Genomic DNA, 15,910 nt, shown 5'->3' with positions numbered 1-15,910 from the left:
AGTCTCCTTAACCTGGAGTAGGAGGGACATCTGTTACTAATGGTACAAATGGCCCCTCTGTAACAGTTTCGAATGGTGTATCAAGAATAGAAGATAGTATGAGGAAATTTGCATCCCCAATTAAAAAGAGTGCGGACGATGATACACCGTTCATTTTAATCTGTCCGACTTTGAACTCGCGATTTACAACGTTAAGGTTCATACATACTTACTCCTTTCGGAAATTGCCCGGTATGTGTTGAATAAAAGAGAGGAAGGCTTTGTCGATATCATGTTTCATAGCTTGGATAATGATATCTCGTAAATAATCTGGATCTGTCGAAGTCCCTTCATATGATTGTGCTTGTGATAAGTAATAAGGAAGTCGATGCTCCATCTGTTTTTTTATGTCATCAACCATCATTTGTCGATACATTTCATCGAGTGGCGTTCTCTCTTCTTGTTCAAAATGGAGAATTCGATTATATGCTTCTTCATCTAAGTAACGGTGCATTTCTTGAAGAATTCCTTGGTAAAAGTCTGGATTTGTGTCAGTTTCAGGATTGACCTTCAAAGTTTCTGTATCAACTTGAAAATCCTCAATTTGTTGCTCTTTTGTTGAAAATGGATTTAATCCAATATTTAAAGTGCCATTTAAATTTTCTACTTTTAATTGATCGAATTTGTATTCCACTTTTCCTATAGAAGAGGAGGGGCGATTTTTTAATTCATTAAGCTCTTCTTGTAATTGACGAACTTGATCTTCTAAGTTAAGAATGGTTGCTTGTTGTACTTGAAGAGCTTGTTGAAGTTGGTGTAAGTAAGTATATATATCTTGATTCATTTGTGAAACCTCCTTTTCAATAGGGAGGGTAAATATATTCCTACTATATATTTATGACAAGGATGTCTTAAGAAGAACTAGTTGATGGTTTGATAGAAATAATTTGTCCTTTCGCCTGTAATGGGCGAAGGGGCTCTGTAAATCCGCCAGTATTTGAGAATTTAGATAGGGATTTAATACTTCCAGCAGTACCAATTTGGAATACAGAAGACGTTGTAATGCTATCAATTTTAATGCTGTTAATGATGATGCTTTGGTTTACGTAAAAATTCAATACAATCGCCCCCTTTAAGTTGAACCAATTATCGCTTGATCGACGACATCTGAATCATTAACAGTCGTTGCACTTTGATAATTGTAGACAGAAACGTTATCTCCAACGTTAAAAGAGCCGGCCCCCGCGAAAGCGCGTGAATAACTAATAGGCCTAATCGCAAATACATCTCCAATATGAAAAATACCACTTGATCCAATATTGACGATACGAATATGTCCGACCATAGCTGGCATACAAAACACCTTTCGTTTTTAAAATTTTCTTTTCTATTATTGTATGGGCGTTTTCAATAAAATGTGTGTTTTTTTGAAATAAAAGAAACACACACGTTATTGTGTGTGTGTGTCGAGTGTTTGGTTAGGGTGAACATCCGTATGTACATGCCAAATTACATTTAAGAGCCTGTCCAGTTCTTGGCTACAATCCACTGTTTTTTGAGAAGTCATTCCATAGCGTTCAGCAAAATAAATCATTTTTTCACGTTTTTTTTCAATCGCTTGCTCAAACATTGAAATCGGCTCCATCTCTAAATGAAATTTTTTGTATATATGTAGTACATATTATACAAAAACTTCATAAAAAAGAAATGCATTCGCTAAAAAAAGTAAAATTTCTACATTTTATGCCAAATGATAAAGAAGTAACGAATAGGGTATGAGAAAAATATTGTAAAAATTAGCGTGTATGAGAAGGTTTTTTTCTTACGGATGCGAATACAATTAAAAGGTATGAGTTTTAGGATGGAGAGTGGAAATATTGCGTTTGGTAACGGCGAAAAAAGAAGAAAAGGTATTTGTAGGTATTGTGGATGAAGAGGAAGAAAAGGTATTGCACTTAAGAGAAGCGCAAAGGCAAAAGGGAGAAAAGGTTACAATCCCTATTACAATGTTAGAGTGTATTGAAAGAGGAACCGAATGTTTTGAAAAAATATGTGATATTGTAAATTGGGCGAAGGAAAATGAAGGGACGGCGTACTATCCGTTAACTGAAGTGAAAATATTAGCTCCAATTCCAAGGCCAAGAAAAAATATTTTGTGCGTTGGAAAAAACTATCGTGAGCATGCGATAGAAATGGGCGGAGTAGAGTCAATTCCAGAAAATATAATGATCTTTACGAAAGCGCCAACGACAGTTATTGGAATGGATGAAAAAATTAATAGTCATCCCCACGCAACAAATGAATTAGACTATGAAGGAGAATTAGCTATCGTTATTGGTAAGCGAGGGAAACAAATAAAAAAAGAAAAAGCGCTTGAGCATGTTTTTGGTTATACCATTATAAATGATATAACTGCTCGCGACATTCAAAGGAAGCATAAACAATTTTTCCTTGGAAAAAGTTTCGATACATTTTGTCCGATGGGACCGTATTTAATTCATAAATCGATGATTAGTACGCCAAATGCGTTACACATTGAAACGATAGTAAATGGGGAAGTAAGGCAAACTTCAAATACAAATAAAATGATTTTTTCAATAGAAGAAATCATTTCAACGATAAGTAAAGGAATGACATTAGAACCTGGGGATATTATCGCAACGGGAACCCCGGCTGGTGTCGGAAAAGGTTTCACGCCACCGAAGTTTTTACATGCGGGTGATGAAGTGGTCATTACAGTAGAAGGAATTGGTACTTTGCGAAATGTAGTGAAGTGAAGAAAAGAAAAGAGCTATCTTATTACTAGATAGCTCTTTTTTATGGCTGTGGGATGTTGAAAAAATCTAAAATAGCAACAATATATAATCCGATGAGTATTAATGTACAAATTCCGATTAGTATAACGGCAAGAGAGCTTCTTTCGCGACCAAACCCGATAGCTGTAAGGAAAACGGCAGCCCAAAATGAAATTTTAAGTAGCATGAATGTATGAGGCGTTGAGTAGTGACTGAGTAACGTTGTGGATAATAGGAATCCGATGAATGTAATGGAAATAAGAATAGTAGCTAAATAGTTAATATGTTTACCGTATTTCAAAAGCATATAACTACCCCTTTCGCAAAAAAAGACAGAATATTAAAATTTATTTTACGATAAACTACTAAAAAAAGAAAGAGTCTGTCCTAACGTGTAGGACAGACTCTCTATTATTACGATAATACCGCTTTAATTTTTTGGAACGCCCACTCTAAATCTTCTTCAGAGATTACTAGTGGTGGTGCGATACGAATTACATTTTCGTGTGTTTCTTTACATAATAGACCAGCTGCTTTTAGTTGTTCACAGTAAGGACGAGCTGGCTCGTTTAATTCGATACCGATGAATAAACCTTTACCGCGAACTTCAGTGATCATTGGGTTATCAATCTCTTTTAATTGCCCAACTAATTTTTCACCTAATTGAAGAGAACGCTCTGTTAATTTTTCTTCTTCTAACACTTCAAGAGCTGCGATAGAAACAGCACATGCAAGTGGGTTACCACCGAATGTAGAACCGTGAGAACCTGGCTCGAATACGCCTAAAATGTCGCGGTTTGCTGCTACGCAAGAGATTGGGAATACGCCGCCGCCAAGTGCTTTACCAAGTATGTACATGTCAGGAGTTACATTGTCCCAATCACAAGCAAATACTTTACCAGTACGGCCTAAACCTGTTTGGATCTCATCTGCTACGAATAAAACGTTTTCTTTTTTACATACTTCAAGAGCTTCTTTTAAGAAACCAGCTGGTGGGATGTTAATTCCTGCTTCACCTTGGATTGGCTCTAAAATGAATGCAGCTGTGTTTGGTGTAATAGCAGCTTTTAACGCTTCTAAATCACCGTAAGGAATTACGATAATGCCAGGAAGCATTGGACCGAATCCACGCTTGTACTCTTCGTTTGAAGACATAGAAACAGCACCCATCGTACGTCCATGGAAGTTATCTTCACAAACGATAATCTCAGCACGATTTGCTTCTACTTTCTTCACATCATAAGCCCAGCGGCGAGCTGTTTTAATTGCAGTTTCAACAGCTTCTGCACCTGTATTCATTGGAAGTACCATTTCTTTATTAGTTAGTTTCGCAACTTTTTCGTACCAAGGACCTAATTGATCGCTATGGAAAGCACGAGAAGTTAACGTAACACGATTAGCTTGGTCAATTAAAGCGTTAATAATTTTTGGGTGACGATGACCTTGGTTTACTGCCGAATATGCACTTAATAAGTCCATATAGCGGTTTCCTTCAGGATCTTCTACCCAAACGCCTTCTGCTTTAGAAATAACGATTGGAAGTGGGTGATAGTTATTTGCCCCGTATGTGTCTGTAAGTTCGATGATATCCTTAGTTTGAATCATGATTGTTCCCCCTTTTGTTATTACAAGAAGTTTGTAAATACTCTAAATATTATATCATTTAAATGTAAAAAAGCGAAACATTTCCTGAAAATAAATGAACATGTTATCATATAGAGTGAAAAAGTGTGAAAAGAGGAGGTAAGGGATACGATGGTACATATGCATATTACAGCATGGGCGTTAGGTTTAATTTTATTCTTTGTTGCGTATTCACTTTATTCAGCAGGAAGAAAAGGTAAAGGTGTACATATGGGGCTTCGTCTTATGTACATTATCATTATTGTGACAGGTTTCATGTTGTACATGGGTATTATGAAGACTGCAACAAGTAACATGCACATGTGGTATGGTTTAAAAATGATAGCTGGTATTTTAGTTATCGGTGGAATGGAAATGGTTCTTGTGAAAATGAGCAAGAACAAAGCAACAGGGGCAGTTTGGGGGCTATTTATTGTTGCACTAGTAGCAGTATTTTACCTTGGACTGAAATTGCCGATTGGTTGGCAAGTATTCTAATAAAAAATAAAACCACCTTATAATCTCAAATGTTTGGGAGATAAGGTGGTTTTTTATTTTAGGTTGCATCGATATGCAACTCTTCTCCGTTTACTTTCGTAAAACGGAACATGTTTTTGTTTGAAGAAGAGTGACGGACGAAATGGTGCTGCAGTGAACAAATCATTTCTTCGTTATCGAATAAAAGAATATTTACTCCTTCACATGTTTCCTCTTTCGGTAAGAAGGATAAATAATTATGACAATACATGCAATCATATAAAGAGTAATGAAGTGATTGCAATGATTCTGTTAATAAGGTAAAAACAGAATCAGGTAACTCCTCAAGCCATTCCTTATAGCTAAGAAGTAATTTTTTTCGAATTCGTATCATTTCCCCGTTTTGTAAATGATGCTGTTCGTCGGCGATTTGTAATACATCTTGTTCATAGAAACGCGCTGGTAGCCAGTTGTTGTTATATAAAATCTCAAAGCCATCTTCGGCAATCTCTTCTAATAAAAATGCTTCCTCATTTTCGTCATCAAAGAATATCCATTCATTGTTTATATATTCTACATTACCGACTGTATGAGCGCGGGGCTGGTTATATAAAATATGTTTACGTTGTATCATACACGATTTCTCCTTTATGAAAAGTAGTTATCTCTGTTATAGACAGTTCGTGCATTCTTTATAACTAGACACATCCGGACATAGGTGGGCATACAATAAAACACGTTTTACTGAGTGAAAATGCTATTCCATATGTGGATAGTAGGTTATCGTCAAGTTTGTCATTTTTTTGATCCGCACTTTTAGAGTGGGGTTACTGTACGTTCAAGAAAAGAAATAAGATGGAAGGATGATTTATATGTGCGGGATTACAGGATGGGTGGATTATAAACGCTCATTAGAAGGAGAACGGGACGTCGTTACGAAGATGGCTGAGACGTTAGCGAAGCGTGGCCCAGATGATAATAAAGTTTGGATTAAAGGCAATGTCGCATTTGGGCATAAACGGTTAATCGTTGTTGATCCTGAAGGTGGTAAACAGCCGATGACTTGTTTAAAGGATGAAGCAAATTATGCAATTTGCTATAACGGCGAACTGTATAACACGGAAGACATTCGAAAGGAACTATTAAGAAGAGGATATACGTTCAAAGGTCACTCTGATACGGAAGTATTGTTAGCTTCTTATATCGAATGGAAAGAAGAATGTGTCGATCATTTAAACGGTATATATGCGTTTGCTGTATGGGATGAACAGAAAGAACAAGTGTTTATTGCGCGCGATCGATTAGGGGTAAAACCACTATTTTATAAATATGACAGTGGGCGATTACTATTTGGCTCAGAGTTAAAAGCGATATTGGCGCATCCAGATGTGAAGGCGGAAGTGACGTTAGAAGGATTATCTGAAATATTTGGCCTTGGACCATCTAGAACGCCTGGTCACGGTATTTATGCTGGCATAAAAGAATTACGTCCAGGTCATGCGATGACATTTTCGAAGAACGGTTTATGTATATGGAGATATTGGAATGTAGAAAGTAAAAAGCATGAAGATTCTTTTGAAGAAACAGTAGAAAAAACACGCTTTTTATTACAAGATGCGATTACAAGGCAGCTCGTTTCTGATGTACCATTATGCACTTTTTTATCAGGCGGTGTAGATTCAAGCGCTATAACAGCAATTGCTGCGAAAGAATACGAAAAATCGGGAAAAGGTCAATTACACACGTATTCGGTTGATTACGAAGATAATGACAAATACTTTAAAGCAAATGCGTTTCAGCCAAATTCAGATGCACCATTTATTCATTTGATGACTGAGACGTTTCAAACGATCCATCATCGCTGCGTCATTTCAAATGAACAATTAGCGCAGTATTTAACAGAAGCAGTACTCGTTCGTGATTTGCCTGGTATGGCAGATATTGATTCGTCATTATTATGGTTTTGTCGTGAAATTAAACAAGATTTTGTCGTTGGTTTATCTGGGGAATGTGCAGATGAAATATTTGGTGGTTATCCATGGTTTTATAGAGAAGATGATTTACAATCGAGTGCATTTCCGTGGATGCGTTCTACAGAAGCGCGTGAACAATTGCTAAAGAAAGAATGGAGAAATAAATTAAATTTACAACAATATGTACAGCAGCGCTATGAAGAATCCATTCAAGAAGTTCCTATTTTAGATGGGGAAAGTCCGCTAGAAGCAAAAAGACGCCAATTATTTTATTTAAACATGGTATGGTTTATGACAACATTATTAGACAGAAAAGACCGCATGAGTATGGGGGCAAGCTTAGAAGTACGCGTTCCGTTTGCGGATCACCGGCTTGTCGAATATGCGTGGAATATTCCTTGGGAAATGAAAATGTATAAAAACCGCGAAAAAGGTCTATTGCGTAAAGCGTTAGAAGGGTTACTTCCAAATGACATCTTATATAGAAAGAAGAGCCCGTATCCGAAAACACATAATCCGCACTATACGAAAGCAGTAACAGTATGGATACAAGATTTATTAACGGATAAAGGCTCAATTTTACACGAGCTATTTGATAAAGAACAGCTGAGTGGATTAATTGAGTCAGGCGGCAGTGCATTCCAAACGCCATGGTATGGTCAATTAATGACTGGGCCACAGCTTTTAGCTCATTTAGCGCAAATTCATGTTTGGTTTAAAGAATATGGAGTAAATATTAAAGAATAGGAGAAAAGCGACTTACTTTATAAGTAAGTCGCTTTTTATTAAATAAATTGTCATATAAAATTCAAAATCATATTAGAAAAAATACTTATTTAGAATAATTATCTTTACGTACTTATTATTAGTTGTTATAATTGGAAACAAATGTTCTTGAAAAAGATTCTCATTTATAAAATTGAGGTGTTATATAGATGAAAAAGAAAAAAATAGGTTTACTCGTAATGGCGTATGGAACGCCGGATTCATTAGATGAAGTAGAGGCATATTATACACATATTCGTCATGGGCGTAAGCCATCCGAAGAAGCGCTCCAAGATTTAATTGGGCGCTATAAAGCAATTGGCGGAATTTCACCGCTTGCAAAAATTACGAAAGAGCAAGCGCATAAATTAACAGACTCAATGAATAATATGTTTACAGAGTATGAATTTAATTGTTACTTAGGCTTAAAACATACTGCTCCGTTTATAGAAGATGCAGTAGAAGAGATGAAGCGCGATGGAATTGAGCAAGCGATTAGTATCGTATTAGCGCCGCATTATTCTACCTTTAGCATTAAGGCATATAACGAGCGTGCAATTCGTCTTTCGGAGGAAATAGGTGGTCCTGTTATTGAGCCGATTGACCAATGGTACGATGAACCGAAGTTTATTTCGTATTGGGCAGATCAAATAAAAGAAACATTTACAAAAATTGAAGATAAAGAGAAAGCGGTCGTAATTTTTTCAGCGCATAGTTTACCAGAAAAAATTATTGCAGCAGGTGACCCTTATGTGGAGCAATTGCAGCATACAGCGGATTTAATCGCAGCAGCTGCAAACATCCAAAACTATACAATTGGTTGGCAAAGTGCCGGAAATACACCTGATCCATGGATTGGACCGGATGTGCAAGATTTAACGAGAGATTTATTTGAAGAGCATAGATATGAATCTTTCATATATTGCCCAGTCGGTTTTGTGGCAGAGCATTTAGAAGTTTTATATGACAACGATTACGAGTGTAAAGTTGTGACGGATGAATTAAATGCTGCGTATTTTAGACCAAATATGCCGAATGCACAATCTACATTTATTGATTGTTTAGCTACAATTGCTTCCAGAAAAATGAAAGAAATAGTTGACAAAGAACTAATTTTGAATAATAATTAATTTATAATAATTTTAAATAAAGAATAATTACTATGAAAGAAAGAGGAGGATCCCCCTAGATGAATCCAAATAATCGCTTAACAACAAACCAAGGTGCTCCGGTCGGAGATAACCAAAATTCTCGTACAGCTGGTCGCCGCGGACCAGTATTATTAGAAGACTATCATTTAGTAGAAAAACTAGCTCACTTTGATCGTGAACGTATTCCAGAGCGTGTTGTGCATGCACGTGGTGCAGGTGCTCACGGTGTATTCGTAACGAAAAACAGCATGAAGAAATATACGAAAGCAGCATTTTTACAAAATGAAGGAACTGAAACACCTGTGTTTGTTCGTTTTTCAACGGTTATTCATGGTCAAGGTTCTCCTGAAACAGCACGTGATCCACGCGGTTTCGCTGTTAAATTTTATACAGAAGAAGGAAATTACGATATTGTAGGTAACCATTTACCAGTCTTCTTCATTCGTGATGCAATTAAATTCCCTGATATGGTGCATTCTTTAAAACCAGCACCTGATACAAATATTCAAACACCAGATCGTTACTGGGATTTCATGACGTTAAGTCCAGAATCTACACATATGATGACATGGGTATTTTCTGATTACGGTACACCAGCAAGCTATCGTGAAATGGAAGGTTTCGGTGTACATTCATTCAAATGGATTAATGCAGAAGGTAAAATCGTCTACATTAAATATCATTGGAAACCACAGCAAGGTGTACGTAACTTAAGTGCAAAAGAAGTGCAAGAAGTACAAGGAAAGGACTTCAACCATGCAACTCGTGACTTGTTCGATGCAATCGAAAAAGGAAATTACCCGAAATGGGATTTACACGTACAAGTAATGCAATTAGAGGAAACAGATTCTTTAGATTTCGATCCGTTAGATCCGACGAAAGTTTGGCCAGAAGATCGTTTCCCATTAATGGAAGTAGGGACAATGACGTTAAATCGTAACCCGAAAAACTTCTTCGCGGAAGTAGAACAAGTAGCGTTCTCTCCAAGTGCAACTGTAAATGGTATTGAACCATCTGAAGATAAATTATTACAAGGTCGTTTATTCTCTTATCCAGATACACAGCGTTACCGCCTTGGTGCAAACTACTTACAAATTCCTGTAAACTGCCCATACGCAGCTGTTCATAACCAACAACGTGATGGTGCGATGCAAATCAATCAAAACCCATCTACAATTAACTACGAACCGAGCCGTCATGCTGAAAATCCAGTCGAAGACCCAGCTTACCGCGATTCAACTATGAAAGTAGAAGGCTACGTATCTCGTGAAAAAATTGAAAAACCAAATGATTTCAAACAAGCAGGTGAGCGTTACCGTTCATTCTCTAAAGAAGAGCAAGACAACTTAATTGCAAACTTAACAAGTGACTTAAAAGACGTAAATGAACGTACGAAATTACTAGCTGTATGTAACTTCTTCCGTGCAGATCAAGAGTACGGTATGCGTTTAGCGCAAGCATTAAACGTTGATATTACGCAATATGTAGGAAATGCTCCGAAATAAATAGGAAAAGACGACTGTTATGAAACGGTCGTCTTTTTTTAGTGTAAAGTTACAAGCGGGTATTCTTCATTTTCTTTATGTCGGAATTTGGTGGTAAATCGATATATCGTGTCGAAACGTCGATATATTGAAATAATCGCTGATATATTTGAAAAATCGTCGATATATCCGAAGAATCGCTGATATATTTACAGGAATACCGCTTAGGGTATGCTGTGCCGACAAATGCAAAAAAAGAGATGCAATCTACTATCAATAGATTGCATCTCTTTTTTTAGTTCACTCGCTCAGTATACTCATAAGCTTTCTCTCCATGCATCGAAATATCAAGTCCCATATGTTCCTCGTGCTCATCGACCCGGACAGGGAGGAAGAAGTTGATTGCTTTAATAATGGCGTACGTCATTATAATTGTGAATGCATATGTTGCGCCGATTGCTACAAGTTGTTTAAACAGCAACGCGGCGTTTCCGTAAAATAATCCGTTAGCGCCATCGCCGTTTACGGTAGTAGTTGCAAATAGTCCTGTCGCAATACCGCCCCAAGTTCCGCCGATGCCGTGACATCCGAATGCATCGAGTGTATCGTCGTATCTGAATTTTGTTTTTAAGAAAAAGACTGCTCCGAAGCATAATACGCCGCCAATCGCTCCGATAAGAAGAGCGGAGAAAGGTGTAACGAACCCGCAAGCTGGTGTAATAGCGACTAGACCGGAAACGGCGCCACAAGCAGCTCCCATCGCAGTTGGTTTTGATTGAAAGAACCACTCTGAAAGCATCCAAGTTAATGCGGAGGCAGCAGCGGCTATATTCGTATTAATAAATGCAGTTAAAGCTACATCATTTAAAGATAATGCGCTTCCGACGTTAAAACCGAACCAACCGAACCATAGCAGCCCAGCGCCTAGCATCGTAAATGGTAAATGATGAGGAGAAGTACCGTTTATGTTTTTTCGTTTTCCAAGGAAAATAGCTAATACGAGGCCAGCCACACCAGATGTAATATGAACGACATTACCGCCAGCGAAGTCTAACGCGCCAAGTTCTCTTAGCCATCCGCCAACGCCCCATACCCAATGAGCGACAGGATTGTAAACGATCGTTGTCCATAGAAGGATGAAAATAAGGAAAGCTGAAAATCGCATTCTTTCGGCAAATGCACCTGAAATTAAAGCAGGAGTTAAAATAGCGAACATGAGTTGAAACATCATAAATAAATTGTGAGGAATAGTAGATGAATAGTCTGGATTTGGTGCGTAGGTAACTCCATTTAAACCGAACCAATCGAGTGTGCCGATAAGTCCGTGCCAATCTGGTCCGAATGATAAAGAATAACCAATTACAATCCATTGAATCGAAACGATAGCCATCGCGCTATAACTATGCATTGTCGTACTGAGTACGTTTTTACTGCGAACCATCCCTCCATAAAAAAGTGCCAATCCTGGTGTCATTAACATGACCATTACTGTCGCTACAAACATAAAAACCGTATCTCCCATATTCATTTTCTCTCCTCCTGTAATGTTAGAAAAAATAACATCAATTTGTTATGTTTCATATCATATTCGAAGTGAAAAGAAAAATCAACTAAAAAATCAGAAAATTTCATGTGTTATGTCAGAAAATCTAACATGTATTAATTTAATAAGAATGAAATCAACGTATGCGATTCGTTCGGATAATTGGTATAATATTCTTACAATTAAAAACGTGGGGGATGCGTGTGGGGAAAATACATACTAGGAAACTATTCATTTGTTTTTGTTTAGCTGTCGTTTTGTTTGTACCAATACATACATTTGCAGACGAAAAAAGAGAGTGGCGAGATGAAGTTATATATTCCATTATGATTGATCGTTTCAATAATGGGGAACCGAAAAATGACAAACAGTTAGAAGTTGGTAATTTAGAAGGATATCAGGGCGGAGATATAAGAGGCATTATAAAAAGACTGGATTACATAAAAGAAATAGGATTTACCACTGTTATGCTTTCGCCGCTGTTTGAAAGTGTAAAATACGATGGAGTAGACGTGCGCAATTTTCAGAAGGTAAATGAACATTTCGGAACAGAAAATGATGTAAAAGAACTTGTGCAAGAAGCTCATGCAAAAGGAATGAAAGTTATACTTCAATTTCCGCTTGGAGAAAACGAACAACAAGTAATCGACTCGATGAAATGGTGGGTCAAAGAAGTTGATTTAGATGCAAGTTATGTAATGCATAGTGAAAAAAAGTCTCCTGCTTTTTGGGATGATGTGCAAAAAGATATGCAAGTGATAAAAAAAGATTTTCGAGTTATGACAAAAGAAGATAGTGAATACAACGAAAAAATAGTAGAATCGTTTTCTAAAGCGGACGTATCGGTAAAATCTTTATATGATGTGAGTAAAAAAGACGAGGAATTCATTACATTTTTAGATAATCAAGATACAAAAAGATTTGCTCGTATTGCAAAGGAAAATATGAATTATCCGCCATCGCGTTTGAAACTAGCTCTTACATATTTATTGACATCACCAGGCATTCCAAATTTTTATTACGGGACTGAAATTGCATTAGATGGAGGGGATACTCCAGATAATAGACGATTAATGGATTTCAAATCGGATGAAAAGTTTATGCAGCATATAACAAAACTTGGTGAACTTAGACAAACGAGACCATCTTTACGACGCGGTACATTTGAACTCTTATACGATAAAAATGGAATGAGTGTACTAAAACGAAAGTATAAAGGTGAAGTCACATTAGTAGCGATTAATAATACGAAAGAGACGCAAAAAGTTGCTTTACCTGCAAGTACGATTGGTGAAAAACAAGAGTTAAGAGGATTGTTAGAAGATGAAATTATAAGAGAAGAAAATGGAAAGTTTTATCTCGTTTTAAAGCGTGAAGAATCAAATGTGTATAAAGTTAATAGAGAAACAGGTGTGAATTGGTTATTTATCTCCTTAATAGTTGGTGTGAACGTATTATTTATTACTTTTTTAATTGCGGTTAAAAAGAGACGGAAATGAGTGACGATTTTCTTTAGTAGCTCGTCTTCAGTTTAAGGTAAGGCGTTGCTCTTAAGATCAGGTTAAAGAGAAGACTTTCTCCTTAACCTGTTTTTCTGTGAAGTAAGACTCGTGCCTCGAAATGCATCTGAGCAAAGAAGTGAAAAGAACATATAGAAGAAACAATAATTGCAACTATACTAATTTTACATTACATTAAAAGATGAAAAATAATTTTATACTCATTAAGGGTTATATTTGAGGAGAGAAAATGGAATTTTACGATTTGGGTATTACCATTAAAGAACTTAGAATTAAAAAAAATATATCACAATCCGAATTATGTCATGGAATATGTTCACAAAGTCAAATTAGCAAGATTGAAAAAGGTGTGATTTATCCATCTAGCATATTGTTATATCAATTATCAGAAAGGCTTGGTATTGATCCAAATAATATATTTGCACTAACTCAAAACAAAAAATTAAAATATATAGAAAATGTAAAATGTGTAATGAAAGACTGTATAAGACAACATCAATATAAAGAGCTTTATGAAATAGTAACAAAAGAAAAAAACTTAAATAATTTTCGAATGAAAGAAGATAAACAATTTCTAATATGGCATGAAGCAATTGCTATATATCGTGTGAATAACTCAATAAAAACAGCTTTAACTCTTTTGAATAATGCATTAAAAATAACTGTAACGAATATTGATTTTTTAACAGAGAGAGAAATAGATATTATGCAGACAATGGCTATATTTCATGCAGAAAATAAAGAATATAAAGAGAGTATTAATATATTAAAAAGATGTTTAAATAATTTTGATAAGTTAGATTTTCCTAGAGATAAAGAAATTAAATTAAAAATTATTTATAATTTAGCAAAATGTTTAAATTACACATATCAATACGAAGAAGCAAAAAAATACATTGATAAGGGTATCAAATTAGCTATTAATCTAAATACTTTATACTTATTGGGTGAACTATACTATGAAAAAGGTTCGAATTTATTAAAGCTTGAACAATCTAATAAAGAAGAAGTTGCTGATAACATGAAAACAGCGTTATTTATATTTGAATTAACAAAAAACGAAAAAAAATTACAAATAATTAAAGAAGGGTATTTCGAAAAACATAATTGCTAAATAACTACTTATAGTACAATAAAACCTACAGGAAAAGTTCCTGTAGGTTTTACACTTATAAACCTCTTAATATTTTTTATAAACTTGATTCTAAAATATTATTACTTAATATGAATTTTTTAATGAAAGTTTACTTAACGTACTTTCTATTTTGAAATCTGCATCCTTATTAACACTTTATACTTCTTTTCCTTCCATATTAAAGTTAAGATGGTTCAAGTAAGAGGAAGGCAACTTAAAGTGTGTTTTTTTTTGTGAGCTTTATCATCAACTATTTAGTGTTTCTTTAAATTATTACATAACGTAGTTTTTTTGTACCAAGCTTTGTGAATGCAATTAGATTTATCATTTAGTGTAGTTATATTATTAGAACATCCTGTCATATTTAGAGAGAGTATAGCCAATAAAAAACATAATATTAACTTCTTCAAATAACCACTTCTAACTCTTTTATAATTAACTTTTTTTACGGAATAAGATTCCTTATTAATTTTACATTACATTGAAGGGTGGAAAATATTCTTATACTCATAAATTGTTACGCTTGAGTAGGAGAGGGATTTTGGTTTGGGATTCAATTGATAAAGAAAGTGCTTCAAGTTGAAGGGAAATGTTCTAATGTGTCTTTTCCTTATTTTTAAAAGGACATGCTCAATTCCATGTATAAAAAAATTCTACAATGAGACCTAGCCTAACGACGCGGTCACCTGTAAGATATTCGCATGAATAAACACTGTTCACTCAGCAATTTTCACCGCAAATACCTTCTTGTCCTCGTCATATTGTTTCTACCCGCTAAAAAGAAAAACATCCTCTGTGCAGAGGATGTTTTTCTTTTTAGCGGTAGTTAATAAATTGTACGTCAATCGGTAAATCAGCGCTGCGAACTGCTGCGATAACTGCTTGTAAGTCATCGCGGCTTTTTGCTGTAACACGTACTTGATCATCTTGTACTTGTGTTTTTACTTTTAATTTCATTTCTTTAATGATGTTGTTAATTTTTTTCGCGTTATCTTTATCGATACCTTGTTGAAGTGTTGCGCGTTGGCGAACAGTGTTACCAGCTGCCGCTTCAACTTTTCCGTAATCTAAGTTCTTAATTGGAACGTTACGTTTTACAAGTTTAGAAATTAGAACGTCTTTTACTTGCTCTAATTTGAACTCGTCGTCAGAAGTTAAAACAAGTACTTCTTTTTCAAGTTTAATATCACTTTTACTTCCTTTAAAGTCATATCGATTTTGGATTTCTTTTAATGCAGTATTAATTGCGTTTGTTACTTCAGGTAATTCTACTTTCGAAACGATGTCAAAAGAACTATCTTTTGCCATAGTTAGCACCTCCAAATAAATTTCTAATCTTTTTATGTATTGTACATACTAAAGTATAGCTGAAAACGAGCTTAGACTTAAGTGTTTTCGTACTTATAATGATGTAACCTCATTTTATTATAGTGAATTTTGGGCAGTTGGACAAATAAAGGAAAAA

General features: G+C 35.5%; 17 protein-coding genes. 7 read left to right on the top strand and 10 right to left on the bottom strand.

The annotated features are described in order from the left end of the window. Window positions 1-7 precede the first annotated feature (7 nt). The 5 genes from gerPD to AC0L0O_RS19115 form a co-directional block, all read right to left on the bottom strand. Complete coding sequence (gene gerPD, locus AC0L0O_RS19135) at window positions 8-202, bottom strand: spore germination protein GerPD (RefSeq protein ID WP_001052802.1); 195 nt, start codon at window positions 200-202, stop codon at window positions 8-10. A gap of 6 nt (window positions 203-208) precedes the next feature. Continuing rightward, window positions 209-823, bottom strand: a complete 615-nt coding sequence (gene gerPC, locus AC0L0O_RS19130; protein ID WP_001070767.1) for a spore germination protein GerPC — start codon at window positions 821-823, stop codon at window positions 209-211. A gap of 67 nt (window positions 824-890) precedes the next feature. Next, the gene (gene gerPB / locus AC0L0O_RS19125; protein ID WP_001012512.1) at window positions 891-1,097 is read right to left on the bottom strand and encodes a spore germination protein GerPB; all 207 of its coding nucleotides are present in this window, start codon (window positions 1,095-1,097) and stop codon (window positions 891-893) included. A 14-nt stretch (window positions 1,098-1,111) separates the two neighbouring features. After that, window positions 1,112-1,333 (bottom strand): spore germination protein GerPA, encoded by a 222-nt coding sequence (gene gerPA / locus AC0L0O_RS19120; RefSeq protein ID WP_001111188.1) that lies wholly within the window; start codon window positions 1,331-1,333, stop codon window positions 1,112-1,114. A 96-nt stretch (window positions 1,334-1,429) separates the two neighbouring features. Continuing rightward, the gene (locus AC0L0O_RS19115; protein WP_000462851.1) at window positions 1,430-1,609 is read right to left on the bottom strand and encodes an aspartyl-phosphate phosphatase Spo0E family protein; all 180 of its coding nucleotides are present in this window, start codon (window positions 1,607-1,609) and stop codon (window positions 1,430-1,432) included. 247 nt (window positions 1,610-1,856) lie between these two features. On the opposite strand from AC0L0O_RS19115, the gene AC0L0O_RS19110 reads away from it, so the two are divergent. Further along, entirely contained in the window at window positions 1,857-2,756 is a 900-nt protein-coding gene (locus AC0L0O_RS19110; protein ID WP_038357215.1) for a fumarylacetoacetate hydrolase family protein, read from the top strand. Window positions 2,757-2,796: 40 nt separating this feature from the next. Here the strand turns inward: AC0L0O_RS19110 and AC0L0O_RS19105 are convergent, their stop codons facing one another. Beyond that, entirely contained in the window at window positions 2,797-3,081 is a 285-nt protein-coding gene (locus tag AC0L0O_RS19105) for a hypothetical protein (RefSeq protein ID WP_000925338.1), read from the bottom strand. 107 nt (window positions 3,082-3,188) lie between these two features. Then, a complete protein-coding gene (gene rocD, locus AC0L0O_RS19100) occupies window positions 3,189-4,379 on the bottom strand; it encodes an ornithine aminotransferase (protein ID WP_000616652.1) in 1,191 nt (396 codons plus the stop codon). 150 nt (window positions 4,380-4,529) lie between these two features. On the opposite strand from rocD, the gene AC0L0O_RS19095 reads away from it, so the two are divergent. Then, on the top strand, window positions 4,530-4,895 hold the full coding sequence (locus AC0L0O_RS19095; protein WP_000233490.1) for a YisL family protein: 366 nt from the start codon (window positions 4,530-4,532) through the stop codon (window positions 4,893-4,895). A 58-nt stretch (window positions 4,896-4,953) separates the two neighbouring features. On the opposite strand, the gene AC0L0O_RS19090 is transcribed toward AC0L0O_RS19095, so the two are convergent. After that, window positions 4,954-5,508 (bottom strand): DUF2777 domain-containing protein, encoded by a 555-nt coding sequence (locus AC0L0O_RS19090; protein WP_000616043.1) that lies wholly within the window; start codon window positions 5,506-5,508, stop codon window positions 4,954-4,956. 238 nt (window positions 5,509-5,746) lie between these two features. On the opposite strand from AC0L0O_RS19090, the gene asnB reads away from it, so the two are divergent. The 3 genes from asnB to katB all read left to right on the top strand — a co-directional run bounded on the left by asnB (window position 5,747) and on the right by katB (window position 10,268). Beyond that, complete coding sequence (asnB, locus tag AC0L0O_RS19085; RefSeq protein ID WP_000333969.1) at window positions 5,747-7,594, top strand: asparagine synthase (glutamine-hydrolyzing); 1,848 nt, start codon at window positions 5,747-5,749, stop codon at window positions 7,592-7,594. A 188-nt stretch (window positions 7,595-7,782) separates the two neighbouring features. Beyond that, entirely contained in the window at window positions 7,783-8,742 is a 960-nt protein-coding gene (hemH, locus tag AC0L0O_RS19080) for a ferrochelatase (protein WP_001984953.1), read from the top strand. 59 nt (window positions 8,743-8,801) lie between these two features. Further along, on the top strand, window positions 8,802-10,268 hold the full coding sequence (gene katB, locus AC0L0O_RS19075) for a catalase KatB (protein WP_001069158.1): 1,467 nt from the start codon (window positions 8,802-8,804) through the stop codon (window positions 10,266-10,268). A 274-nt stretch (window positions 10,269-10,542) separates the two neighbouring features. Here the strand turns inward: katB and AC0L0O_RS19070 are convergent, their stop codons facing one another. Continuing rightward, window positions 10,543-11,775, bottom strand: coding sequence for an ammonium transporter (locus AC0L0O_RS19070; protein ID WP_038357214.1), 1,233 nt, complete (start codon window positions 11,773-11,775; stop codon window positions 10,543-10,545). A gap of 158 nt (window positions 11,776-11,933) precedes the next feature. Between AC0L0O_RS19070 and AC0L0O_RS19065 the strand changes: the two genes are divergently transcribed. Continuing rightward, window positions 11,934-13,289 carry an alpha-amylase family glycosyl hydrolase gene (locus tag AC0L0O_RS19065; RefSeq protein WP_128295031.1) on the top strand — a complete coding sequence of 452 codons (1,356 nt, stop codon included), beginning with the start codon at window positions 11,934-11,936 and terminating at the stop codon, window positions 13,287-13,289. A 250-nt stretch (window positions 13,290-13,539) separates the two neighbouring features. After that, window positions 13,540-14,424, top strand: a complete 885-nt coding sequence (locus AC0L0O_RS19060) for a helix-turn-helix domain-containing protein (protein WP_000397884.1) — start codon at window positions 13,540-13,542, stop codon at window positions 14,422-14,424. Between the two features lie 837 nt (window positions 14,425-15,261). Here the strand turns inward: AC0L0O_RS19060 and AC0L0O_RS19055 are convergent. Beyond that, window positions 15,262-15,753, bottom strand: coding sequence for a YajQ family cyclic di-GMP-binding protein (locus AC0L0O_RS19055; RefSeq protein WP_001040153.1), 492 nt, complete (start codon window positions 15,751-15,753; stop codon window positions 15,262-15,264). Between the last annotated feature and the right edge of the window lie 157 nt (window positions 15,754-15,910).

The sequence above is a fragment of the Bacillus sp. GS3m_15504 genome, assembly GCF_055825275.1.
This window is presented reverse-complemented; position numbering and strand designations above follow the sequence as displayed.

Bases quoted from the DNA above. Each gene is read 5' to 3' on its own strand.
- rocD (WP_000616652.1), bottom strand. From the start codon at position 4,379: ATGATTCAAACTAAGGATATCATCGAACTTACAGACACATACGGGGCA.
- asnB (WP_000333969.1), top strand. From the start codon at position 5,747: ATGTGCGGGATTACAGGATGGGTGGATTATAAACGCTCATTAGAAGGA.
- gerPC (WP_001070767.1), bottom strand. From the start codon at position 823: ATGAATCAAGATATATATACTTACTTACACCAACTTCAACAAGCTCTT.
- AC0L0O_RS19095 (WP_000233490.1), top strand. From the start codon at position 4,530: ATGGTACATATGCATATTACAGCATGGGCGTTAGGTTTAATTTTATTC.
- hemH (WP_001984953.1), top strand. From the start codon at position 7,783: ATGAAAAAGAAAAAAATAGGTTTACTCGTAATGGCGTATGGAACGCCG.
- AC0L0O_RS19090 (WP_000616043.1), bottom strand. From the start codon at position 5,508: ATGATACAACGTAAACATATTTTATATAACCAGCCCCGCGCTCATACA.
- gerPD (WP_001052802.1), bottom strand. From the start codon at position 202: ATGAACCTTAACGTTGTAAATCGCGAGTTCAAAGTCGGACAGATTAAA.
- AC0L0O_RS19060 (WP_000397884.1), top strand. From the start codon at position 13,540: ATGGAATTTTACGATTTGGGTATTACCATTAAAGAACTTAGAATTAAA.
- katB (WP_001069158.1), top strand. From the start codon at position 8,802: ATGAATCCAAATAATCGCTTAACAACAAACCAAGGTGCTCCGGTCGGA.
- gerPA (WP_001111188.1), bottom strand. From the start codon at position 1,333: ATGCCAGCTATGGTCGGACATATTCGTATCGTCAATATTGGATCAAGT.
- AC0L0O_RS19105 (WP_000925338.1), bottom strand. From the start codon at position 3,081: ATGCTTTTGAAATACGGTAAACATATTAACTATTTAGCTACTATTCTT.
- AC0L0O_RS19115 (WP_000462851.1), bottom strand. From the start codon at position 1,609: ATGTTTGAGCAAGCGATTGAAAAAAAACGTGAAAAAATGATTTATTTT.
- AC0L0O_RS19070 (WP_038357214.1), bottom strand. From the start codon at position 11,775: ATGAATATGGGAGATACGGTTTTTATGTTTGTAGCGACAGTAATGGTC.
- AC0L0O_RS19055 (WP_001040153.1), bottom strand. From the start codon at position 15,753: ATGGCAAAAGATAGTTCTTTTGACATCGTTTCGAAAGTAGAATTACCT.
- AC0L0O_RS19065 (WP_128295031.1), top strand. From the start codon at position 11,934: ATGCGATTCGTTCGGATAATTGGTATAATATTCTTACAATTAAAAACG.